Origin of the sequence: Streptomyces laurentii (assembly GCF_040635425.1) — a bacterium.
Classification (GTDB): Bacteria; Actinomycetota; Actinomycetes; order Streptomycetales; family Streptomycetaceae; genus Streptomyces; species Streptomyces laurentii.
On sequence record NZ_JBEYHT010000028.1, the window covers coordinates 1 to 21,766 of the forward strand.

Sequence of the window (21,766 nt, forward strand, 5' to 3'; positions counted from 1 at the left end):
GCGGTGGGGGTACCTCCCGTGCCCGAAGGGCTACGGGGGAGTTGGCGACCGACGACAACGCGGCGAGCGCGCGTGCCGGGGCACGCGAGCCCAGCCTGATCCAAAAGAAAGGCCCTAGGGCTCGCTTCGGCGCGGAAGGCGGAGTACGCGTGGCGGGCACTCGGTGACAGGAGTTCTGTGGGGGTGGCTTCATGACCCCGGCGCGGGTCGGGCCGCCCGGTGGCCAGGCGGCCCGACCCGCGCCCTCCGTCACTTGCGGGCGACGCCGCCGTACATCGCGACGGGCTCGGCCGGGGTCTCCGGGCGCCAGGCGGAGCAGGTGACCACGCCCGGGTCGAGGAGTTCCAGGCCGTCGAAGTAGCGGGTGACGGCGGCGGGGGTGCGCTGGGTGAGCTTCGGGGTGCCGTGCTCGTTCCAGAAGGCCACGGCCTCGTCGACGTCCGGCATGTCGGGGTGGGTGACCGTGTGCGACAGGACGAGGTGGCTGCCGGGGGCGAGGGCGTCCATGAGGCGGCGGACGAGGGTGTACGACTCCTCGTCGTCCTCGACGAAGATGACGACCCCGAGCAGCATCAGCGCGACGGGCTGCGAGAAGTCGAGGGTCTTCGCGGCGGCGGCCAGGATCTCGTCGACGTTGCGCAGGTCGGCGTCCAGGTAGTCGGTGCGGCCCTCGGGGGTGCCGACCAGCAGGGCACGGGCGTGCGCGAGGACGAGCGGGTCGTTGTCCACGTAGACGACGCGGGCGTCGGGGGCGACGCGCTGGGCGACCTCGTGGGTGTTGTCGGCGCTCGGCAGGCCCGTGCCGATGTCCAGGAACTGCCGGATGCCCTGCTCCTCGGCCAGGTAGCGCACCGCCCGCCCCAGGAACAGCCGGTCCGCCTTCGCGTACGAGCCGATCCCGGGGTGCAGCTGCCGGATCCGGTCGCCGGCCTCCCGGTCGACCGGGTAGTTGTCCTTGCCGCCGGTCCAGTAGTTCCAGATCCGGGCGGTGTGGGGCCGGGAGGTGTCGATGCGCGAGGCGATGTCTGTCACGACGCCAACGTATCGCAGCGACCTGCCAACTCCCCTGCGTAGCTGACATATTGCCGACCTTCCGATCCCGCTCCCGCGCTCGTTCCCGTTATAAGGTCCGCGCCATGGCCTCGAACGCGAGCGGGCACCCGGCGTTCATTCCGGTCGGCATATGCCTGGTCGTGGGGCTGCACTTCTTCCCGCTCGCCCGGCTCTACGACCAGCGCCAGTACACCGCGACCGCCGCCCTCCTCACGGCCCTCGCCGTCGTCGGCTTCGGCCTGCTCCTCGCGGGCATGGCCGCCGAGTCCCTCCGCGCCGTGGTCGGTCTGGGCGCGGCACTCGTGCTCTGGGGCTCCGCGCTCCACGTGGGGACGCGCGGCTGAGCGGTCCGAAGCGGGTTCCTACGGCAGCAGCCAGTGCGGGTCCGGGACGACGGTGAGGAGCGCCGAGACCACGACCACGGCCCCCAGGACGCCCAGTTCGACGCGGGCCGGCGGCTGGGCGTCGGCGCCCCGCATCAACCTGCGGCGGGCGGTGAGCGCGAGCAGCGCGGTCACCCCGAAGAGGGCCAGTTTGACCAGGAGGACCCGGCCGTAGGCCGTGGTGAACAGCCCGTCGAGCGGAAGACGGCGCAAAGTCGAGAAGGTGCCGGTGACGGCGAGGGCGGCGAACAGCCAGCCCGCCATGCGCGCGTACCGTAGCAGCACGTCCCGCCCGCCGCCGCGCAGCCGTATGGTGCGCAGCACGTACAACAGGGTGCCGAACCACAGCGAGGCGGCGGTCAGATGGACCACGGTGAGGCTGATGCCGACGGCCGGGCTGTACGTCTCCGGGTGGGCGCGCATCGCCTCGGCGCCGACGGCGGCGGCCAGCGGCAGCGTGGCGAGGTCGTGGTGGCGGGTGGCGGCGCAGAGCGCGGCGAGCACGAAGGCGTTGGCGGTGATCAGCAGCAGCCGGCCCTCGCGCAGCCCGTACACGGTGCTGAGCTTGAGTCCGCTGAGGGCGGAGAGCAGGACGAGCAGTCCGGCGGAGGCGGCGAATCCGGTGACGGCGGCGGGCAGCGACCAGCGGCGCGGCAGGGGCCCGTCGCCCGCCATGCGGACGCCGGCGAGTTCGCCGATGTGGACGGCCAGGGCGGTGACGACGAGGAGCCGCAGCACGGTGATGCCGCCGGCGGCGGGGATCTCGAGTTCGCCAGTGCCCGTCTGGGCGAGCGAGTCCCCGAGCAGGGCGATGACGAGGACGGCGAGGACCGCGAGCGCGGCCGCGGCCGTCCGGCGTATCGGAGTGCCGAGGGGCCCGCGAGGTTCGGGGGGTCCGGGAGGCGTCACCGGACGATCGTCACCGGGGTACGGACGGGCGGCAACTCGCGTACGTGCGCATGGTGTACGCCGTACGGGTGACCCGAGGCGGTGTACGCCGGGGCCTGCGGGCCGCCTGTCCGTCCCCGGGAGGATCAGGCCTGGCTGAGGTGGGCCCAGAACTCGTCCCAGGAGAGCCGTCCGTCGCCGTTGTCGTCACGCTGCTTGATGAGCGCCTCCGCGACGGTCTCGGTCACGTGGAAGTCGCCCATCTCGGCCATGACGTGCTTGTACTCGGCGGCCGTGATGAAGCCGTCCCCGTCCACGTCGAACTTGTTGAATGCCGTGCGCGCCGACTCGATGTCCGCCACTGCTTCCGCCCCTTCATGGTGCTTCGATGTCGGGGCCAGATTATCGGTCGATCCTATGGCCCATGATGGGGGCATGAGCGCGGACGTGGCGGGGATCCTGGCGGCGGCGGCCCGGGGGGACTTCCCGGCACCGGACGGTTCGACGACGGTGCTGCCGCAGCCGAACGCCCGCGACGCCGGGGTGCTGGCGTTCACGGCGCACTCGGTGGTGTTCCTGGACGAGGATCCGGAGTGGATCCGGGCGGAGCTGGCGGCGGCCTGCGCCGATCCGCTGGCGGCGTCCATGAACCCGCGGTTCCTCGCCGCGCTGATGGCCCGGACGGGCCGTTCCATGAACACGATCGATCTGCTGACGGTCGCCGGCGCGCTGCCGGGCGCACCGGAGATCGCGCTGCGCGAGATCGCGGACCAGGAACATCCGCGGGTGGCCCGCGCGCTGGCGTACCGGGACGAGGTACGGGTTTGGGTCGCCGACGGCGGCATGGTGACCCTGGGCCGGGGCGTGGCGGGCCGGATGGAGGCGGCGGTCGAGGTCGACGAGGACGCCCGCCACCGGGGCCTCGGCCGCGCCTTGGCGCGGGCCGCCCGCCACCTCACCCCGGACCCGGTGGTCTGGGCCCAGCAGTCCCCCGGCAACGCCCGCAGCGTCCGCGCCTTCCAGGCGGCGGGCTACCGCCCAGTGGGCGGCGAGGCGCTGCTGACGGCACACTGAGCGTCCGGTCCGGACGCCCGGGCGGGGCCGACGGCGCGCCGAGCGCCCGGACGGAGGGTCAGCGGAACACCCCCGTGTGCCCGAGCGAGTAGCGCCCCGGCTGCGGGTAGACCGCGAGGCCGTGCGGGCCGCTGCCGACGGGGATGCGGGCGAGCTGCTTCCCGCTCGTCGTGTCGATCGCGTACACCTCGGAGTTGTAGCGGCCGGACAGCCACAGCACCTTGCCGTCGGCGGAGACGCCGCCCATGTCGGGCGAGCCGCCCTGGGGCAGTTTCCACTTCTTGGTGAGCTTGTCCTCGGTGAAGTCGAAGACGGAGATGGTGCCCTCGCCTCGGTTGGAGACGTACATCTCCTTGGAGTCGCGGGAGACGTAGAGCCCGTGGCACCCCTTGCCGGTGGGCAGCAGGGTCGGGGTGGTGAACTTCTCGCCGTCGAGGACCCACATGCCGTGCGCCATCATGTCGGCGACGTAGAAGGTCTTGCCGTCGGGAGAGATCTTCACGTCCTGGGGCATGGCGCCCTTCAAGGGCAGTTTCTGCTGCCCGACGACCTTCATCGCCGCCGTGTCGACCTTGAGCAGTTCGCCGGAGAACTCGCAGGAGACGACGAAGTAGCGGCCGTCGGCGGAGAAGTCGGCGTGGTTGACGCCGTAGCAGCTGACCGGGACGGACTTCTTCCGCTCCATGCTGTGGGCGTCGCGGAAGACCAGCTCGCGGTCGAGGGAGGCCATGACGACGGCGTACTTGCCGTCCGGGGTGAAGTAGAGGTTGTACGGGTCGTGGACGTCGACGGGCTTGCCGGCGCGGCCGGTGGCCGGGTCGATGGGGGTGAGGGTGTTGCCGCGGTCGTTGTTGACCCAGAGGGTCTTCAGGTCCCAGGAGGGGACGACGTGCTGCGGCTGCTTGCCGACCGGGATGGTCTCGATGACCTTGTAGGTGGCGGGGTCGATGACGGAGACCGTGTTCGAGTTGGTGTTGGGGACGTAGACCCGGGACGGGAAGTCCTTGACGACCGGGGAGAGCGCGTTCGGGCGGTCGGCGGCGTAGAGGTCGTGGGGGTCGAGCGGCGGGGGCATGCCGGGCAGTGCGTCCGGGTCGGCGGGCCGTTTCGGTACGGCGGGGAGCGCGGCGGCCTCCTTGGTGCCGGTGGCGGCGGGCGAGACCGGGGAGGAACCGCCGCCGCAGGCGGTGAGGCCGGTGCCGAGGGCGAGGAGCAGGGCGGCGGCCGGCAGCGTACGGGATCGGGACCCGGACAGGGAACGGGAACGGGCACAGGGGCGGGGGCGGGGGCGGGCGGGGTTCGGCATCAGCTCAGCAGCTCCGTGGTGGTCACCGCGCGCAGGCCGCGGCGGTCGAGGTCGGCGAGGAGTCGGGGCAGCGCGGCGACGGTGTCCGGGTAGCCGAAGTGGAGGCTCACGATCGATCCGGCCCGGATCCGCCCGGTGACGTTCGCGACGACGGCGGCCGCGCCGGGCGAGGTGTAGTCGAGGGAGTCGATGTCGTACGACAGGACGTGCGGGTATCCGGCGCGCCGGGCGGCCGCGCGGACGGTGTCGTTCGCGTGCTGGGTGCGCGAGGGGCGGAACCAGGTGCCGATGGAGCCGGTGAGGCGGCGCAGCCGGCGGGCACAGCCGTCGATCTCGGCATATGCCTCGGCTTCGGTCATGTCGTTGATGCCGATGTGGCGCTGGGTGTGGTTGCCGAGGTCGTGGCCGCCGTCCAGGACGCGCCGGGCCATCTCGGGGTGCCGGTCGAGCCAGTCGCCGACGGCGAGGACGGTGAGGCGGGCGCCGCCGTGTTCGGCCCGGTCGAGGACGGCGCGGGTGAGGTCGGGGTCGCCCTGTCCGTGGAAGGTGAGGGCGACCCGGGGGCGGTCGGGCGGGCCGGTGGCGATCTCGGCGGGGCGGCCAGGGTAGCGGCGCGGCGCGGGGGCGGCGACGGGCGCGGCGGGGGCGGGGCCCCGGGAACGGGCGGAGGCGGCGGGTGCGGGGGTGGCGCGGGGCTCCGTACCGCAGGCGGTGGCGAGGGCCCCCGCGAGGGCGGTGGCCGCACCCGCCCGGAGGGCGCCGCGGCGCTCGATCGGCATCACGGGACCATTTAAGGATGATTGATCCCGTAAGGCGGCGATTGGTCCGATCAAGGACGTTTGCGACCCCGCCCGCCTGTCCACCATACGGACGGGGAGAGGAAACAATCAGCGAACCCCATATTTATTCATGGTTTGAAAGGTTGGTGCTGTACATCACCGAGGATTCATCTACGATCCGCCCATGTTTGTCCGCATATTCCCGGTAAAGACTTTTGGCGACAAGGCCACCTGTCTGAGATAGTCGGTGACACGACCCCCATTGACCCGGGCCAGGTCGTCAAGCGGCCGTGGATACACCCCCCCCGTCCACGGCGCATCACACGAAAGCCCCCACGCGCCCCACCAACGGCGGACGGGGGCTTTCGTGCGTCGTGGGGCGGCAGCGGGGGCGGGTGACAGCGGACCGGCGGTGGCGGGTGGGCGCCGACGGGCGAGCGGGCACCGCTCAGCGGTCGATCACCCGCATCTCGAACCAGACGGTCTTGCCGCGCGGGGCCAGGTCGACACCCCACCGGTCGGAGAGCTTGTCGACGAGGAAGAGCCCCCGGCCGCTGGTGTCGAGTTCGTGCACCGGCATGAGGCAGGGCAGTCCGCGCGAGGGGTCGCGCACCTCGATCCGGATCCGGCCGCGACGGCGGTGCATCCGCAGGGTGAAGACGCGGGCGCCGGTGTGACGCACGGCGTTGCCGACCAGTTCGGACACGAGCAGCACCGCGTGCTCGGAGATCTGCGGCCCGAGTTTCCAGTCACGCAGGACCACCCACTGGGTGAGCCGGCGGGCCAGCGCGGCGGACTGGGGAAGCGACGGAAGCCGTACGTCCTGCTCCGCGGGGTTGCCGTACTCGGCCAGCGCCCGCGCGGCCACCCGGTGCGCCTCGGCGGTCCGCTCGTCCTCGGCGCCGGGCCCCCAACGGGCGACGACGCCCGTGCCGGGCTGCCGCGGCTGTTCCATACCTTCCAGGCCCGCCATGCCCTCCATCATGGCCGTCCGGAGCGGCCCGCGGGGCCGTTCCCCGGGAATCATCCCTCCGGAATCGGCAATTCCGGGCCATTGACAATGGCACATGCCGACGGTGGGCGAGGGCCGTTCGGCCCTATCCCGCCGAAGTACGGACATGGGAAAGCCCGCGGCCGGAATCCGGACGCGGGCCGGGTGTCACGCGCGCGGGCGCGCGACGGTCACCGAGGTGCGGGGGAGGGAGGTGCCGAAGGCGCGCCGGGAGCCGTCCGGACGGTCGTCCGGCACTCCCCCGCCTCCCCCGACTCGCCCACCCAGGCTCAGGCGAACTTCGCCTTGCCCGGCCCCTCCTCGACGAAGCTGCGCATGCCGCGCTCGCGGTCCTCCGTCGCGAACAGGCCCGCGAACCAGGTGCGTTCGATGGCGAGACCGGTGTCGATGTCCGCCTCCAGGCCCTGGTCCACGGCCTCCTTGGCGGCGCGCAGCGCGATGGCGGGGCCCTGGGCGAGCTTCGCCGCCCAGGCATATGCCTGCTCGTAGACCTCGGCGGCCGGGACGACCCGGTCGACCAGGCCGAGCCGGAGCGCCTCGTCGGCCTTCACCATGCGGCCGGTGAAGATGAGGTCCTTGGCGCGGGACGGGCCGATGAGACGGGACAGCCGCTGGGTGCCGCCGGCGCCGGGGATGAGGCCGAGCAGGATCTCGGGCTGGCCCAGCTTGGCGTTGTCGCCGGCGATCCGGTAGTCGGCACAGAGCGCCAGCTCGCAGCCGCCGCCCAGCGCGTAGCCGGTGACGGCCGCGACGACGGGCTTGGGGATCCGGGCGACGGCGGTGAAGGCGTCCTGGAGCCCGCGGGACCGGGCGACCATCGCCGCGTGGTCCATGACCTGCATCTCCTTGATGTCCGCGCCGGCCGCGAACACCTTCTCGCCGCCGTAGAGAACCACGGCGCGCACGTCGTCGCGGCGGGTCGCCTCTTCGGCGAGCTCGCGCAGCCGGTCCTGGGTGGCGACGTCCAGGGCGTTCATCGGGGGACGGTCGAGACGGATCGTGCCGACGCCTTCGGCGACTTCGAGATTCACAGTCATGCCCGGAAGGTTAGCGGCCGCTCACAGCGCGGGGCCCGGTGCTGTTGGTCACAGCACCGGGCCCCGATCCCGTGGGACTACGCGAGCGTCAGGCCTTCCAGGCCGACCAGGACATGTTCCAGCCGTTGAGGCCGTTGTCCGGCGCGATCTGCTTGTCGCGGGAGTTCTTCACGACCACGACGTCACCGACGAGCGAACGGTCGTAGAACCAGGCGGCCGGCGTCGAGCTGTCGCCCGCGCCGCGGGCGTCGCGCAGGCCCACGCAGCCGTGGCTGGTGTTCTGGCTGCCGAAGATGGAGGACGAACCCCAGTAGTTGCCGTGGATGAAGGTGCCGGAGCTGGACAGACGCATGGCGTGCGGCACGTCCTTGATGTCGTACTCGCCGCCGAAGCCGACCGTGGCCCCGTTCATCCGCGTGACCTTGTACTTCTCGCTGATGACCATCTGGCCGTTGTACGTGGTCGTGGACGGCGCGCCCGCGCTGATCGGGATCGTCCGGATGACCTTGCCGTCGCGCTCGACCTTCATCGTCTTGGCGCTGGCGTCGACCGTGGAGACCTGGCGGCGGCCGATGGTGAAGGAGAAGGACTTCTTCTGCTTGCCGTACACGCCCGGCCGGCCCTCGACACCGTCGAGGTTGAGCTTCACGGTCACCTTGGTGCCGGCGGCCCAGTAGTCCTCGGGACGGAAGTCGAGCCGGTCGTTGCCGAACCAGTGGCCCTCGATGTCGACGGCCGGCTCGGCCGTGACCTTGATGGCGCGCTCCACGGCCTCCGGGTCGGTGATGCCCCGGGTGAACCGGATGGAGACCGGCATGCCGACGCCGACGGTCTGGCCGTTCTCCGGCGTGTACTGGCCGACGAAGGTGTTCTTCGGGACGAGCGTGGTGAAGCTGGTGTCCTTCGCCGACTCACGCCCGTCGGCGTCCTTGGCGATGGCGTGCACCTTGTACTTCGTGCCGGCCGACAGGTGTGCGGTCGGCTCCCAGCTCGCGCCGTCGGCGGAGATCTTCCCGTCGACCGCGTGGCCCTCGGAGTCGGCGACCGTGACCGTGCTCAGCTTGCCCTTCTGGGCCGTCACCTTCAGCGCGCCGCTGGTGGCTACCGCGTCGGCGCCGTCCGCCGGCGCGACCGCGACGACCGCCTGGGACGCTGTGGTGTCCCCCTTGCCCGAGCCGGAACCCGCTCCGGCCCCCTTGCCGTCGCCCCCGCCGCCGCCCCCACACGCGGTCAGGACGAGAAGCAGCGTCCCTGTCGCCACGGCACCCAGGCCCCGGACGGCACGGCGACGACGTCGCCCTGCGGTCGCTGCGGATATCGGCTGCCCGTTCACTATGCTGTTCTCCCCTCACACGGCACCGGCCCCGCCGGTCCCCGCCCCCTGTGCACATCCTGACGTGCACACAGCGTCAGATAACCACACCGCTGGTCACGAGACTTCCCCTCGAATGTCACTGTTCCGTCGCAGTTCGCGCGAAGAGGCCCCGGAAACCCCGGAATCGGGGAATCCGCGGCTCTCGGGGAGTGTCACGGGGTGGTAGGGCCTGGCGTGGAGGTGCCACCCGGGGTCGGGCCGAAGGTGCCACGCGGGGTCGGCCGGAGGCGCCACGCGGGGTCCGCCACTCCGGAAATCAGCGCAGGGCCGAACCCGCCTTCCACCCGGTCCAGTCCAGGTTCCAGCCGCTGAGCCCGTTGCCCGCCCACACCACGGTGTCGCGGGAGTTCACGACCTCCACCACGTCACCGATCAGCGTCCGGTCGAAGAACCAGCCCGCCGGGGTGTCCCCGCCGCCGCCCTTCACGTCGCGCAGCCCGACACAGCCGTGACTGACGTTCGTCGAGCCGAAGGTGTCCGCCGAGGCCCAGTAGTTGCCGTGCAGGAAGGTCCCCGAGTCGGTGAGCCGCATCGCGTGCGGCACGTCCTTGATGTCGTACTCGCCGCCGAAACCGACCGTGGCCCCGTTCATCCGCGTCACGTCGTACAGCTCCGTGACCACCATCTTGCCGTTGTACGTGGTGGTCTTCGGCGCCCCCGCGGTGATCGGCAGCGTGGTGAGCGGCTCGCCGTCGCGCTGGATGTCCATGGTGTGCTTCGCCGCGTCCACGCGGGAGATCTGCGCGCGGCCGACCGTGAAGCCGACGGTCTTGCGCTGGATCCCGTACGTGCCGGGCGCGCCCTCGACGTCGCGCAGGCCGAGTGCGACGGTGACCCGGGTGCCGGGGCGCCAGTACGCGGCGGGGCGGAAGTCCAGCCGGTCCTTGCCGAACCAGTGGCCGGAGATCTCCACCGGCGGGTCGGACGTCACCCGGATCGCCCGCTCGACGGCGGCGCGGTTCTCGATCTCCTGGTTGAAGGTGACGGAGACGATCATCCCGACGCCGACGGTGGCGCGGTTCTCCGGCTTGAAGTAGCCGATGAAGCGGTGCTCCGGGACGACGGTCGTGAAGGTGGTGTGCCGGGCCGAGCGGCGGCCGTGCCCGTCCAGCGCGACCGCGTCGACGCTGTACTTGGCGGCGAGTTCGAGCCGGGTGCCGGGGCTGGGCCGCCAGCGCAGCCCGTCCGCGGAGATCTCCCCCGCGACCTGCGCCGGCTGGGCGTCCTCGATCTGGACCACCGACACCCGCTCCAGACGCCCGCTGTCCACGGACACCTCCAGCGGCCCGTCGGCGGACGCGCCGCGGCTGCCGTCCTCCGGCGTCACCCGGATCACGTCGCCGGGTGCCGGCGGCGCCCCCGGGAACTTCAGGTCGATCGTCACCCGCCCGCCCGCCACCTTGCAGCCCGCGAGACCCGCCACGCTCACCAGCAGGCCCGCGCACAGACCCGCCACCGCGAGCGCGTTCCCCGCCCGCCTCCGTACACCTGTCACGCCCCGCCCAACGACGGACACCGCCCGGGGAAACGTACATACGCGCATGTGGAGGGCGCGGAGGGCGGCTCACGCCGGACCGGTACGGAATCGAGGTGCCGCCCCTCGGGTGGTGTGGAAGCCTGGGCCGATGCCCGTGACCCTCCGTCCTCTTGACCCCGAACACTTCCCCGCCTGGCTCGAACGCAGTCGGGCCGAGTACGCCCAGGACCTCGTCGCCCTGGGGCACCCGCCCGAGGACGCCCGCCGACAGGCGGACGAGAGCATGACGCACTCCTTCCCGTCCGGGGCGTCGACCCCGGATCAGGCGGTCTTCGACGTGATCGACGAGGACGGGGAGAACGTCGGCTATCTCTGGATCGGCCCGGACCGGAGCGACGACCCCGGCGCCTGGTGGGTCTGGGACATCGTGATCGACACCGCCCGGCGCGGCCGGGGCCTCGGCCGCACGGCCATGCTCCTCGCCGAGGAGTACGCCCGGGAGCGGGGCGCGCACACGCTGGGCCTCAGCGTCTTCGGGTTCAACACCGGCGCGCGCGGCCTCTACGCGTCGCTCGGCTACAAAACGACCTCGGTGAAGATGCGCAAGAGGCTTGACCGGCCCTCGGACGACGTCCGCCCGGCCGACGAGGGCGCGTAGGCGCCGGTCGCCGGCGGAGCGGCGGATCGCGCCGCCCGTTCCCTGGGCGCGGGTCAGGTGGGGGTGCCGAGGATGGCGCGCTGGTAGCCGACCGCGACGGCCTCCGCGCGGTCCTTGACGCCCAGCTTGGCGTAGATGTGGGTGAGATGGGTCTTCACCGTGGCCTCGCTGATGAAGAGTTCGGCGGCGATCTCGCGGTTGGGGGTGCCCTGGGCGACGAGGGCGAGGACCTCGCGTTCGCGGGCCGAGAGGGAGTCGTCGGCGGGGGCCGCGGGGGTGCGGACGCGGGTGACGAGGCGGCCGGCGACGGCCGGGGAGAGGACCGTACGGCCCTCGGCGGCAGCGCGGACGGCGGCGAAGAGTTCCTCGCGCGGCGCGTCCTTGAGGAGGTAGCCGGTGGCGCCCGCCTCGATGGCCGGGAGGGTGTCGGTGTCCGTGTCGTACGTGGTGAGGACGAGGACGCGGGAACGGGCGCCGCGCCGGGCGAGTTCGGCGATCGCGTCGACGCCGCCGCCCCCGGGCATGCGCAGGTCCATGAGGATCACGTCCGGGTCGAGGCGCTGAGCGAGAGCGACGCCCTCGACCCCGTTCGGGGCCTCGCCGAGGACCCGGAAGCCGCCGTCGGCCTCGAACATGCCGCGCAGGCCGTCGCGGACCACGGGGTGGTCGTCGACGATGAGAAGGCTGATCTCAGACCGCATCGCGTGCTCCGTCTCCGTCCTGGGGCGCCAACGGTACGCGGGCGCTGATGGCCGTGCCGTGGCCGGGTTCGGACTCCACGGTGAGGGCGCCCGCGAGGCGTTCGGCGCGGGCCCGCATGCCGCCGAGACCGAAGCCGCCGGCGCGGGTGCGGGGGGGCACGGCGGCCGGGTCGAAGCCGCGGCCGTCGTCGCGTACGTCGAGGGTGATCTCGTCCCCCATGTAGGAGAGGGTGACGCCGGCGCGGGCGGCGCCGGAGTGGCGCTCGGCGTTGGCGAGGGCCTCCTCGGTGATCCGCAGCAGGGTGGCGGCGATCTCGTCGTGGAGCGGGAGTTCGGTGCCGGTGGCGGTGAACCGGGCCGTGATGCCGGCGCGTTCGGCCCAGGCGGCGACGGTCTTCTCCAACGCGACGGGCAGGGAGTCGAGTTCGAGGGCGGCCGGGCCGAGGTTGTGGACGGAGCGCCGGGCCTCACCGAGGCTGTGCCGGGCGAGTTCGGCGGCGCGGCGCAGATGGACGTCGGCGACGGCCGGGTCCGCGGTGGCGGTGACGGCCTGGAGCTGGGCGATGACGCCGGTGAGGCCCTGCGCGATGGTGTCGTGGATCTCGGCGGCCAGCCGCCGCCGCTCGTCGGCGATCCCCGCCTCCCGGGCCTGCAGCAGCAACTGGGCTTGCAGCGCCGCGTTTTCGGCGAGCGCCTGCTCCAGACGGGAGTTGGTGCGGGCGAGCGCCATGGCTTTCTCCGCCTCCTTCGTCCCGAGGTGGGAGAGGCCGATGGCGAGACTGGCGTTGATCACGAACAGGCCGCCGAACAGCACCCATTGGATGCCCGAGCGGGGCGGCAGGCCGCCCGACTGCGAACCGGCGAGCGTGAACGCGACGACGAGCAGCCCCGCCCGGGTGACGGCGGGACGGGGCGGCAGGAGGTGGGCGGTGTCGAAGTAGCCGACGCAGGCGAAGACCGCGAAGAGCGGGTTGGCCCAGGTGAGGGCGAGGGCGAGGGCGGTCCGCAGGACGAAGTAGACGACGGAGGCGGTGCCGGGTGCCCCGGGGATGAGGACGGGTGCCACCAGCGGGAGGCCGTCGCCGCTCGTCTCCGCCACGCAGGCGGGCCGGTCGCCCGGCGCCGGGTCGGGCAGCGAGCGCTGCCGCAGGGACCACCAGACGAGGAGGACCAGGGTCGCGGGGACCAGGACGGCCATCGCGGCGGGGTGGGCCTGCTCGCCGAACGCGTCGTTCGAGGCCGCGGAGATGAGGGTGGCGAGGGTGAGAAGCACGTACGGGCCCCAGCCGAAGAACTGCCGCCAGCGCTCCTCGACGGTCGTCGGCGCGGTGCCGGAGGAAGTGGCGGGCGAGGACGTGGCGGGGGCGTCCGTGGCGGAAGCGTCCCCGGAGAGGGCACCCTCGCCAAGGGCGCGCGCGGTGACCGTGACCGTGGCCGGCCGGGGCACGGGCAAAACCCCCCTCCCGGTCGCCGCGGTGACCGTGGCCGGCACCCCCGTGGCCGGCCCGCTGATCGTCGTACGCGCGCTCATCCCGTACCTCCCCCTCCGTCACTCCCAGCGGAACCAGCGGACCGCCGCCCCGGTGAGCAGGACCGTCCACAGCGTCAGGATCCCGAGCGCGGACCAGGCGGGCCAGTGGCCGCCCATGGCCGCGTCGAGGGCCTGGGAGGCGGCACCGAGCGGGGTGAACTCGACGATCCCGCGCAGCGTATCCGGCATCTGCTGGACCGGCAGCCAGACGCCCGCCGTGAACATACTGGGGAAGAACACCGCCGAGCCGACCGCCTGCGCCATCTTCTGCGTACGGGAGACCGCGCAGACCGCCGCGCCGAGCGCGAGGCTGCCGGCGACCGCGAGGAGCAGGGCGAGGACGTATCCGGGCAGGTCGCCGGCCAGTTCGACCCCGAACGCGATCCGGCCGACGCCGAGGACGAGCAGCGCGGAGACGAGCGCGGCGGCGCCGTGCAGGACGAGCTGCGCGCCGAGCAGCGCGCCGGGGCGTACGGGGGTGGTGGACAGGCGGCGCAGGATGCCGCGTTCGCGGTAGCCGGACAGGACCGGCGGCATGGCCTGCAGGCCGGACATGATCAGGGCGAAGAGGACCGCGACGGGGACGTAGAGGTCGACGACCCTACGGCCGCCGATGTCCGGCGAGGCCTCGCGGAAGGAGGGGATGGAGCCGAGGATGGCGAGCAGCACCGTCGGAGAGATGATCACCCAGAACAGGGCGGCGGGTTCGCGCAGGAAGAGCCGGATCTCGGTGCGCAGCAGGGCCAGGGAGGCGCGCGGCCGGGCGGGCGCGGAAGCGGTGGCGGCGGGGGTCGCGGTGGTGGTCACTGGTCGGCTCCGGTCAGGTCGAGGTAGGCGTCGTCGAGGGTGGCGTCGGTGACGCGCAGGCCGCGGACGGTGGCGCCGGTGCGGGCGAGGAGCTGGACGAAGGCGTTCACGGTGGCGTCGGTGCCGGTGACGGTGGTCCGGCCGTCGTGGGTCTCGGCGCCGGTCGCGCCGGGCAGGGTGGTGAGTTCGCCGTGGCCGAGCCGCGGGTCGGTCTCGAAGGAGACGGACGTGGCGGCGGTGGCGCGGCCGATGAGCCCGGCGGGGGTGTCGAGGGCGGTGACCCGGCCGCGGTCGATGACCGCGATCCGGTCGCACAGCCGCTGGGCCTCCTCCATGAAGTGGGTGACGAGGAGGACGGTCACGCCGCGGTCGCGGACGGATTCGACGAGGTCCCAGGTGTCGCGGCGGCCGCGCGGGTCGAGGCCGGTGGTGAGTTCGTCGAGGATGACGGCGCGCGGGTTGCCGAGCAGCGCGAGGGCGATGAACAGCCGCTGCTGCCGGCCGCCGGACAGCTTGCCGAACCGGGTGTCCAGCTGGTCGTCGAGCCTGAGCTGGCCGGCCAGGTCGCGCCAGTCGGCGGGGCGCTCGTAGAAGGAGGCGTACAGTTCGAGCGCCTCGCGGACCGTGAGCTTGGGCTGGAGGGCGCTCTGCTGGAGCTGGACGCCGAGCAGCCGGGTCACCTCGGTGTGCTGGGCGACGGGGTCGAGCCCGCCGACGCGGAGGGTGCCGGAGTCGGCGGCGCGCAGTCCGGCGACGCATTCGACGGTGGTCGTCTTGCCGGCGCCGTTGGGGCCGAGGATTCCGAAGATCTCCCCCTCCTCGACCGCGAACGTGACGCCGTCGGCGGCCTTGCGCTCGCCGTAGGACTTGTGCAGGTCCTGAACCTCGATCATGGGCATGACTCAAGGTTCGTCCGCGGGGCTCCTCGCCGGTATCGGCCATCGCGCTCGAAAGGTCATCAGCCGATCGGCTGATACGACGCTACGACCTGCGGGGGCGGGGGCGACCCGAGGCCGAGGCGAAGGCGGCCGGAGGGCGCCCGAGGGAGGCCGAGGGTGGCCGAAAACCAGGTGAGCGTTGTCAGGGGCGAACCTTAGGCTCGGTCCTGATGCCCGCAGAACATGTACCCACCAAGAACGCGCCGCGCGAACGCTCCACCGTGCGCGTGCTGCTGCGCCTGTGGCCGTACGTACGGCCGGTGCGCACCCGGCTGCTCACGGCCGCCCTCGTCGCGATCGTCGCCTCGCTGCTCTCGATCGTCATCCCGCTCGTCCTGAAATGGCTGGTCGACGGTCCGGTCACGGACGGCGACCTGTCCGGGGTGTGGCTCGGCGCCCTCTCCATCCTCTTGCTCGGGATCGCCGAGGCGGTCCTCTTCGGCGTCCGGCGGTGGCTGGTCGCCCGGCCCCTCGCGGGCGTCGAGGCCACCATGCGCCGGGCGCTGTACGAGCGGCTCCAGCGGCTGCCGGTCGCCTTCCACGACCGCTGGGCGTCCGGCCAGCTGCTGTCGCGGGCGACGACGGACCTGATGCTGGTCCGGATGTTCCTGGCGTTCCCGCTGACCTTCCTGCTGGTCAACGGCGTGACGATCCTCGCCGGTTACGCGGTGCTGCTCGCCCAGGAATGGACGCTCGGCCTGGTGCTGCTCGCGCCGGCCGTGCCCCTGATGATCGCGTGCACGCTCTTCGAGCGGCGGTACGCGGTGGTGGCGCGGCAGGCGCAGGACCAGGTGGGCGATCTGACGACGGTGGTCGAGGAGAGCGTCCTCGGCATCCGGATCGTCAAGGGCTTCGGGCGCCATCGCGCGCAGGCGGAGGCGTTCCGCGACCTGGCCAAGCGGCTGCGCGGCACGGAACTGGCCAAGGCCCGTCTCCTCGCCGGGATCTGGTCGCTGATCACCCTGCTCCCGGAGCTGGCGGTGGGCGCGGCGCTGGTCCTCGGGACCGTGCAGGTGGCGGACGGAGACCTGTCGGCGGGCACGCTGGTGGCCTTCCTGTCGACGGCGCTCGCGCTGCGCTGGCCGGTGGAGTCGATCGGCTTCCTGCTGGCGATGAGCCAGGAGGCCGGGACCGCGGTGGAACGTTACTTCGAAGTGATGGACGCGCCGGAGGAGACGGAGGCGGAGACCCGCGACAACGCCGTGACACCCGAGCCGGCCGCGGGCGCCGCCTCGGACGGCGTACGGTCGGACGGCGTACGGTCGGACGGCGTACGGTTCGAGAACGTCTCCTTCCGCTACCCGGACGCCCCGGCCGGCACCACGCCCGTCCTCGACGGCGTCGACCTGCACATCCGGCCCGGCGAGACCATGGCCCTGGTCGGCGGCACGGGCAGCGGCAAGACCACGCTCACCGCGCTCGTACCCCGGCTGTACGAGGCCACCGGCGGGCGCATCCTGCTCGACGGCGAGGACATCGCGCTGATGCCGCGCGAACGGCTGCGGTCGCTCGTGGCCGTGGCGTTCGAGGAACCGACCCTGTTCTCCGCGAGCGTCGGCGCGAACGTCCTCATGGGCACCGGCGGCGACGCCGGCGAACCGGAACTGCGGCGCGCCCTCGCCGTCGCCCAGGCCGACGGCTTCGTGGACCGGCTGCCCGACGGCACCGCGACCGAGGTGGGCGAACAGGGCCTCAGCCTGTCCGGCGGCCAGCGGCAGCGGCTCGCCCTCGCGCGCGCCGTCGTCGGCCGGCCGCGCTTCCTCATCCTGGACGACCCGCTGTCCGCGCTCGACGTCCACACCGAGGCCCGGGTGGAGGCGGCGCTGCGCGAGGTGCTGCGCGAGACGACCGCCCTGGTCGTGGCGCACCGCCCGTCCACGGTGCTGCTCGCCGACCGGGTCGCGCTCCTGTCGGACGGACGGATCGCCGCCGTCGGCACCCACCACGAACTGCTGCGCACCAGCGCCGAGTACGCCTGGCTGATGTCCGGCGAGAGGGGCGAGAAGCGATGACGGACACCACCTCCGGCACCGGTTCCGATATCGACACCGGCACCGGCACCGGCACCGGCACCGGCCCCGGCGCTGTCGAAGTCGCCGCGTCCCCCGCCAAGCGGGCGCCGGCCGGCGGCAAGGACCCCTTCGACCAGGACGACCTGCCCACCGCCCCCGGAGCCACCGGCCGGCTGCTGCGCTCGCTGCTCGCCGAGCACCGCCGCCGCGTCGTCCTCGCGGCCGTCGTCATCCTCCTCCAGCAGGCCGCGCTCCAGGCCGGCCCGCTGCTCGTCGCGTACGCCATCGACCGCGGCGTGCCCGCCTTCCGGGCCGGCGGCCACGGGCCCCTGATCGCCGTCGCGCTCGGCTACCTGCTGTGCGCGGCCGGCGGCTCGCTCCTCCAGTACGTCTTCATCCAGGTCTCGGCACGCATCAACCAGGACGTCCTGCTCGACCTGCGCGGCCGGATCTTCCGGCACGCGCAGCTGCTCAGCGTCGACTTCCACGAGCGCTACACCTCCGGGCGGCTGATCTCCCGCTCCACCACCGACGTCGAATCGCTGCGCGAGCTGCTGTCCGAGGGCCTCCAGGAACTGATCGGGATCGCCCTGTCGTTCGTGTCCATCGCGGCCCTGCTGCTCTGGCTCGACCTCGGCATCGGCGCGGTCGCCGTGGCCTCCTTCGGGCCGCTCTATCTGCTCGTACGGGCCTACCGGCGGCGCGGCGCCCTGGTTTTCGCGGCCCGGTCCACGGCCATCGCCGGGGTGATCGTCAAGTTCGCCGAGACGATGAACGGGATCCGGCCGGTGCGCGCTTTCCGCCGGGAGCGGGTCAACGCGGCCGAGTTCTCCGGCCTCAACCGCCGCCACGAGCGCAGCAACGGCGACGCGCTGCTCGAAATGGCCCGCTACGTCGTCGGCTCGCGCCTCGTCGCCAACACCGCCGTCGCCGGCATGTGCCTGTGGGGCGCGTGGCGCGTCGCGCACGGATCGCTCGAACTCGGCGTCCTGGCCGCCGCCGTGCTGTACGTCCGACGGCTGTACGACCCGATCGACCGGCTCGGCATGTTCCTCAACTCCTACGAGTCGGCCGCGGCCTCCCTCGCCAAGATCGCCGGACTGCTCGCGCAGGAACCCGGCATCCCCGAGACGACCGCCCCGCGCGAACTCCCCGACCGGACCGGCGACGCGCCCGGCCGCGCGGTCACCTTCGAGGGGGTCCGCTTCGCGTACCGCACCGGCGGCGAAGTGCTGCCGCGCTTCGACCTCGCGATCCCCGCGGGACAGACCCTCGCCGTCGTCGGCGCGACCGGCGCGGGCAAATCCACCCTCGCCAAGCTGCTGGCCCGCTTCTACGACCCCACCGACGGACGGGTCCTGCTCGACGGAGTCGACCTCCGCGACCTCACCACGCCCGAACTCCGGCGCGGCGTCGTCATGGTGACCCAGGAGGCGTTCCTCTTCTCCGGCACCGTCGCCGACAACATCGCCATCGGCCGGCCCGACGCCACCCGCGCCGAGATCGAACAGGCCGCGAAGGCGATCGGCGCGCACGACTTCATCGCCGGCCTCCCCGACGGCTACGACACCGACGTCCGCAAGCGCGGCGGCCGCATCTCCGCCGGACAGCGGCAACTCGTCGCCTTCGCCCGGGCGTTGCTCGCCGATCCGGCGGTCCTCATCCTCGACGAGGCGACCAGCTCGCTCGACGTACCCGGCGAACGGGCGGTGCAGCGGGCCATGGACACGGTGCTCGCGGGACGAACCGCCGTCGTGATCGCGCACCGGCTGTCCACGGTCGAAGTGGCGGACCGGGTGCTGGTGATGGAGGCGGGGCGGATCGTGGAGGACGGGACGCCGGGGGAGCTGGTGCGGGGGGAGGGGCGGTACGCGGGGCTGCATCGGGCGTGGCGGGACAGCCTGGTGGGCTGAGTGCGCGGGGCGGAGCGCTGCGCGCCGCGGTGCGGGGTGAGGTGGTGCGGGCGCGGGTTCGGGTCCGGGTGCGCTGAGGTGTGTGGTGGGTGGCGCGGGGGCCGGGGAGGGGGTCGCCCCGGCCCGCTCGTGGGGCGAGGGGGGTGGGTGGGGGTTGCCTCCGTCTTGAGGGGTGGAAGGGCTCAAGAGCCTCTCCCTAAGGGGAAGCTTGGGGTCCGCTCCGGGGGTGCGGCGCTGCCCCGCGCGCTCCGGCGCCAAACCCCCTCCTCATGCTTTCTTCCGCCCCACGCGGCCTTCCTGGCCCCCTCCGTCTCCGTCGTGACACCTATGGCGTTCGCTATCCGGACGATCGGAACAAGCCACCAAAGAGCCCCCTCAGCCGCTGATGCGACATTCGGACGACACATCACCGAAACACGGGTGAGGGGTCAACTTCCCGGATCATAGGGCTAGTTGACGATCGTCTTCCGTTTGATGAAACGTCCGGTCAACGAACGCCGACGTGCGCGCACCGGACGGCTTTCGGCCAAGTTGTTGACGCGCTCCTGACAGGCGCCGTCCGCAACTGCAACTCTCTCCCCCGGCTCATCGCACCAACGTTCACCTGATCACCCGAACGTGTTGCGCTCAGCTTCACAGCGCTGTTGCTCCGCCGGGCGGACTCACCCCGCCGTCCGGAACCCCCCTCGCCAAAGGAGTCCGCGTGAGATCCACGCCCAGCCGTCGCGCTACCGCGACCGGCGCCCTCATCGCCGCCGCGGCCATGATCGTGGTCGGCGTCCAGACCGGCACCGCCTCCGCCTCGAACGCCGGTGCCGCGTCCAAGGCACCGGTCGCCGGCAAGGAGAACCCCGGCAAGATGCCGGCCAAGCTCTCCCCCGCCGAGCGCGCCTCGCTGATCAAGGCCGCCGAGGCGGACTCGGCGAAGACGGCGAAGAAGCTCGGCCTCAGCGCCCAGGAGAAGCTGCTCGTCCGCGACGTCATCAAGGACGCGGACGGCACCCTCCACACCCGCTACGAGCGCACCCTCGACGGGCTGCCCGTCCTCGGTGGCGACCTGATCGTCGCCGAGAGCTCCGGCTCCACCGTCTCCGTCGACAAGGCGACCAAGGCCGACATCACCAAGGTCGACACCGCCGCCGCCTCCGTCGCCCCGGGCGCCGCCGAGAAGCAGGCCCTCGGCCGTGCCGCCGCGAAGGGCGCCGAGAAGACCAAGGCCGACCGCGCCCCGCGCAAGGTCGTCTGGGCTGCCGACGGCAAGCCCGTCCTCGCCTACGAGACCGTCGTCGGCGGCCTCCAGAAGGACGGCACCCCGAACGAGCTGCACGTCGTCACCGACGCCACGACCGGCGCCAAGCTGTACGAGTGGCAGGGTGTCGAGACCGGCGTCGGCAACACGATGTACAGCGGCCAGGTCACCCTGGGCACCGCCCCCTCGTACTCGCTGACCGACACCGCGCGTGGCGGCCACAAGACGTACGACCTCAAGGGCGGCAGCTCCGGCACCGGCACGCTCTTCACCAACACCACCGACACGTGGGGCAACGGCACTCCCTCCAACCGGGAGACCGCCGGCGCCGACGCGCACTTCGGTGCCGCGATGACGTGGGACTACTACAAGAACGTGCACGGCCGCTCCGGCATCCGGGGCGACGGTGTCGCCGCGTACTCCCGCGTGCACTACGGCAACGCGTACATCAACGCGTTCTGGCAGGACTCCTGCTTCTGCATGACCTACGGTGACGGCGCCGGCAACAACAAGCCGCTGACCGCCATCGACGTGGCCGGCCACGAGATGTCGCACGGCGTCACCGCCGCCACCGCGGGCCTGATCTACAGCGGTGAGTCCGGCGGCCTCAACGAGGCCACCTCGGACATCTTCGGCACCGCGGTCGAGTTCTACGCCAACAACGCCAGCGACGTCGGCGACTACCTCATCGGCGAGAAGATCGACATCAACGGCAACGGCTCGCCGCTGCGTTACATGGACAAGCCGAGCAAGGACGGCGCGTCCAAGGACGCGTGGTACTCCGGCATCGGCAACGTCGACGTCCACTACTCGTCGGGCCCGGCCAACCACTTCTTCTACCTGCTGTCCGAGGGCAGCGGCGCGAAGGTCATCAACGGCGTGTCCTACAACTCGCCGACCTCCGACAACCTGCCCGTCACCGGCATCGGCCGCGCCAAGGCCGAGAAGATCTGGTTCCGGGCGCTGAGCACCAAGTTCACGTCCTCCACCAACTACGCGGCCGCCCGCACGGGCACCGTCGCCGCGGCCACCGACCTCTACGGCGCGGGCAGCGCCGAGGTCACGGCCGTCGAGAACGCCTGGGCCGGCGTCGCGGTCGGCGCCCGTCCCGGCGGCGGCAACCCGCCCGGTGACGGCAAGGTCTTCACGAACGACACCGACGTGGCGATCGCCGACGGCGGCGCCGCCGCGGTCACCTCGACCCTGAACGTGACCGGCATCACCGGCAACGCGCCCAGCAACCTTCAGGTCGGCGTGGACATCGTCCACACCTGGCGCGGTGACCTCAAGATCGACCTCGTCGGCCCCAGCGGCGCCGTCTACGCCCTGAAGGCCGCCAACATCAGCGACTCGGCGGACAACGTCACGGAGACCTACACCGTCAACGCCTCCAGCGAGGTCGCGAACGGCGCCTGGAAGCTCCGTGTCCAGGACATGTACTCCGGCGACACGGGCTACATCAACAGCTTCAAGCTGACCTTCCCGTAACCCCGGGAGGCAGACCGCCGGAATCCTTACCACCGGCCTTGATGCGACAGCAGAATGACGGTCCCCCGGGCGACTTCGCCCGGGG

Annotated in this window: 19 protein-coding genes; 6 read left to right on the forward strand and 13 right to left on the reverse strand. The window is 72.4% G+C overall.

Annotated elements, in window-relative coordinates:
* Positions 1 to 249: 249 nt before the first annotated feature.
* A complete protein-coding gene (locus ABZ693_RS18850) occupies positions 250 to 1,032 on the reverse strand; it encodes an SAM-dependent methyltransferase (protein WP_359878253.1) in 783 nt (260 codons plus the stop codon).
* A gap of 104 nt (positions 1,033 to 1,136) precedes the next feature.
* Between ABZ693_RS18850 and ABZ693_RS18855 the strand changes: the two genes are divergently transcribed.
* Complete coding sequence (locus ABZ693_RS18855; protein ID WP_359878256.1) at positions 1,137 to 1,397, forward strand: DUF7010 family protein; 261 nt, start codon at positions 1,137 to 1,139, stop codon at positions 1,395 to 1,397.
* A gap of 18 nt (positions 1,398 to 1,415) precedes the next feature.
* On the opposite strand, the gene ABZ693_RS18860 is transcribed toward ABZ693_RS18855, so the two are convergent.
* The gene (locus ABZ693_RS18860) at positions 1,416 to 2,345 is read right to left on the reverse strand and encodes a CopD family protein (RefSeq protein WP_359878258.1); all 930 of its coding nucleotides are present in this window, start codon (positions 2,343 to 2,345) and stop codon (positions 1,416 to 1,418) included.
* 125 nt (positions 2,346 to 2,470) lie between these two features.
* A complete protein-coding gene (locus tag ABZ693_RS18865; protein WP_359878261.1) occupies positions 2,471 to 2,686 on the reverse strand; it encodes an EF-hand domain-containing protein in 216 nt (71 codons plus the stop codon).
* A gap of 73 nt (positions 2,687 to 2,759) precedes the next feature.
* Between ABZ693_RS18865 and ABZ693_RS18870 the strand changes: the two genes are divergently transcribed.
* Complete coding sequence (locus ABZ693_RS18870; protein WP_359878264.1) at positions 2,760 to 3,398, forward strand: GNAT family N-acetyltransferase; 639 nt, start codon at positions 2,760 to 2,762, stop codon at positions 3,396 to 3,398.
* Between the two features lie 58 nt (positions 3,399 to 3,456).
* Here the strand turns inward: ABZ693_RS18870 and ABZ693_RS18875 are convergent, their stop codons facing one another.
* From ABZ693_RS18875 to ABZ693_RS18900, 6 genes are all read right to left on the reverse strand, one after another.
* Positions 3,457 to 4,704, reverse strand: coding sequence for a YncE family protein (locus ABZ693_RS18875; protein WP_359878266.1), 1,248 nt, complete (start codon positions 4,702 to 4,704; stop codon positions 3,457 to 3,459).
* Complete coding sequence (locus ABZ693_RS18880; protein ID WP_359878268.1) at positions 4,704 to 5,483, reverse strand: polysaccharide deacetylase family protein; 780 nt, start codon at positions 5,481 to 5,483, stop codon at positions 4,704 to 4,706. Before ABZ693_RS18880 ends, ABZ693_RS18875 begins: the two co-directional genes overlap by 1 nt.
* A gap of 448 nt (positions 5,484 to 5,931) precedes the next feature.
* Positions 5,932 to 6,456: an ATP-binding protein gene (locus tag ABZ693_RS18885; protein ID WP_359878271.1), complete on the reverse strand. Its 525-nt coding sequence runs from the start codon at positions 6,454 to 6,456 to the stop codon at positions 5,932 to 5,934.
* 308 nt (positions 6,457 to 6,764) lie between these two features.
* Positions 6,765 to 7,532 (reverse strand): enoyl-CoA hydratase/isomerase family protein, encoded by a 768-nt coding sequence (locus ABZ693_RS18890; RefSeq protein WP_359878273.1) that lies wholly within the window; start codon positions 7,530 to 7,532, stop codon positions 6,765 to 6,767.
* Between the two features lie 88 nt (positions 7,533 to 7,620).
* Complete coding sequence (locus ABZ693_RS18895) at positions 7,621 to 8,865, reverse strand: L,D-transpeptidase (protein WP_359878276.1); 1,245 nt, start codon at positions 8,863 to 8,865, stop codon at positions 7,621 to 7,623.
* Positions 8,866 to 9,163: 298 nt separating this feature from the next.
* Positions 9,164 to 10,402: a L,D-transpeptidase gene (locus ABZ693_RS18900; protein WP_435842466.1), complete on the reverse strand. Its 1,239-nt coding sequence runs from the start codon at positions 10,400 to 10,402 to the stop codon at positions 9,164 to 9,166.
* 130 nt (positions 10,403 to 10,532) lie between these two features.
* On the opposite strand from ABZ693_RS18900, the gene ABZ693_RS18905 reads away from it, so the two are divergent.
* Entirely contained in the window at positions 10,533 to 11,042 is a 510-nt protein-coding gene (locus tag ABZ693_RS18905; protein WP_359878281.1) for a GNAT family N-acetyltransferase, read from the forward strand.
* Between the two features lie 53 nt (positions 11,043 to 11,095).
* On the opposite strand, the gene ABZ693_RS18910 is transcribed toward ABZ693_RS18905, so the two are convergent.
* Genes ABZ693_RS18910 through ABZ693_RS18925 form a run of 4 tightly spaced genes read right to left on the reverse strand, consistent with a single transcriptional unit; the run spans position 11,096 to position 14,980 of the window.
* Entirely contained in the window at positions 11,096 to 11,743 is a 648-nt protein-coding gene (locus tag ABZ693_RS18910; protein ID WP_359878284.1) for a response regulator, read from the reverse strand.
* The gene (locus ABZ693_RS18915; protein WP_359878287.1) at positions 11,733 to 13,274 is read right to left on the reverse strand and encodes a sensor histidine kinase; all 1,542 of its coding nucleotides are present in this window, start codon (positions 13,272 to 13,274) and stop codon (positions 11,733 to 11,735) included. Before ABZ693_RS18915 ends, ABZ693_RS18910 begins: the two co-directional genes overlap by 11 nt.
* 18 nt (positions 13,275 to 13,292) lie before the next feature.
* Complete coding sequence (locus ABZ693_RS18920) at positions 13,293 to 14,081, reverse strand: ABC transporter permease (RefSeq protein ID WP_359878290.1); 789 nt, start codon at positions 14,079 to 14,081, stop codon at positions 13,293 to 13,295.
* On the reverse strand, positions 14,078 to 14,980 hold the full coding sequence (locus ABZ693_RS18925) for an ABC transporter ATP-binding protein (protein WP_359878293.1): 903 nt from the start codon (positions 14,978 to 14,980) through the stop codon (positions 14,078 to 14,080). The genes ABZ693_RS18920 and ABZ693_RS18925 overlap by 4 nt, the downstream gene beginning before the upstream one ends.
* Before the next feature lie 209 nt (positions 14,981 to 15,189).
* Here ABZ693_RS18925 and ABZ693_RS18930 point away from each other — a divergent pair, with 209 nt between their 5' ends.
* From ABZ693_RS18930 to ABZ693_RS18940, 3 genes are all read left to right on the forward strand, one after another.
* Positions 15,190 to 17,031: an ABC transporter ATP-binding protein gene (locus tag ABZ693_RS18930; RefSeq protein WP_359878296.1), complete on the forward strand. Its 1,842-nt coding sequence runs from the start codon at positions 15,190 to 15,192 to the stop codon at positions 17,029 to 17,031.
* A complete protein-coding gene (locus ABZ693_RS18935; RefSeq protein WP_359878298.1) occupies positions 17,028 to 18,944 on the forward strand; it encodes an ABC transporter ATP-binding protein in 1,917 nt (638 codons plus the stop codon). Before ABZ693_RS18930 ends, ABZ693_RS18935 begins: the two co-directional genes overlap by 4 nt.
* A 703-nt stretch (positions 18,945 to 19,647) precedes the next feature.
* Positions 19,648 to 21,681, forward strand: coding sequence for a M4 family metallopeptidase (locus ABZ693_RS18940; RefSeq protein WP_359878301.1), 2,034 nt, complete (start codon positions 19,648 to 19,650; stop codon positions 21,679 to 21,681).
* The last annotated feature ends 85 nt before the right edge of the window (positions 21,682 to 21,766 follow it).

Coding starts and splice junctions, on each gene's coding strand:
- ABZ693_RS18910 (WP_359878284.1), bottom strand. CDS start 11,743: ATGCGGTCTGAGATCAGCCTTCTCATCGTCGACGACCACCCCGTGGTC.
- ABZ693_RS18880 (WP_359878268.1), bottom strand. CDS start 5,483: ATGCCGATCGAGCGCCGCGGCGCCCTCCGGGCGGGTGCGGCCACCGCC.
- ABZ693_RS18935 (WP_359878298.1), top strand. CDS start 17,028: ATGACGGACACCACCTCCGGCACCGGTTCCGATATCGACACCGGCACC.
- ABZ693_RS18885 (WP_359878271.1), bottom strand. CDS start 6,456: ATGGCGGGCCTGGAAGGTATGGAACAGCCGCGGCAGCCCGGCACGGGC.
- ABZ693_RS18890 (WP_359878273.1), bottom strand. CDS start 7,532: ATGACTGTGAATCTCGAAGTCGCCGAAGGCGTCGGCACGATCCGTCTC.
- ABZ693_RS18905 (WP_359878281.1), top strand. CDS start 10,533: ATGCCCGTGACCCTCCGTCCTCTTGACCCCGAACACTTCCCCGCCTGG.
- ABZ693_RS18915 (WP_359878287.1), bottom strand. CDS start 13,274: ATGAGCGCGCGTACGACGATCAGCGGGCCGGCCACGGGGGTGCCGGCC.
- ABZ693_RS18925 (WP_359878293.1), bottom strand. CDS start 14,980: ATGCCCATGATCGAGGTTCAGGACCTGCACAAGTCCTACGGCGAGCGC.
- ABZ693_RS18930 (WP_359878296.1), top strand. CDS start 15,190: ATGCCCGCAGAACATGTACCCACCAAGAACGCGCCGCGCGAACGCTCC.
- ABZ693_RS18875 (WP_359878266.1), bottom strand. CDS start 4,704: ATGCCGAACCCCGCCCGCCCCCGCCCCCGCCCCTGTGCCCGTTCCCGT.
- ABZ693_RS18870 (WP_359878264.1), top strand. CDS start 2,760: ATGAGCGCGGACGTGGCGGGGATCCTGGCGGCGGCGGCCCGGGGGGAC.
- ABZ693_RS18855 (WP_359878256.1), top strand. CDS start 1,137: ATGGCCTCGAACGCGAGCGGGCACCCGGCGTTCATTCCGGTCGGCATA.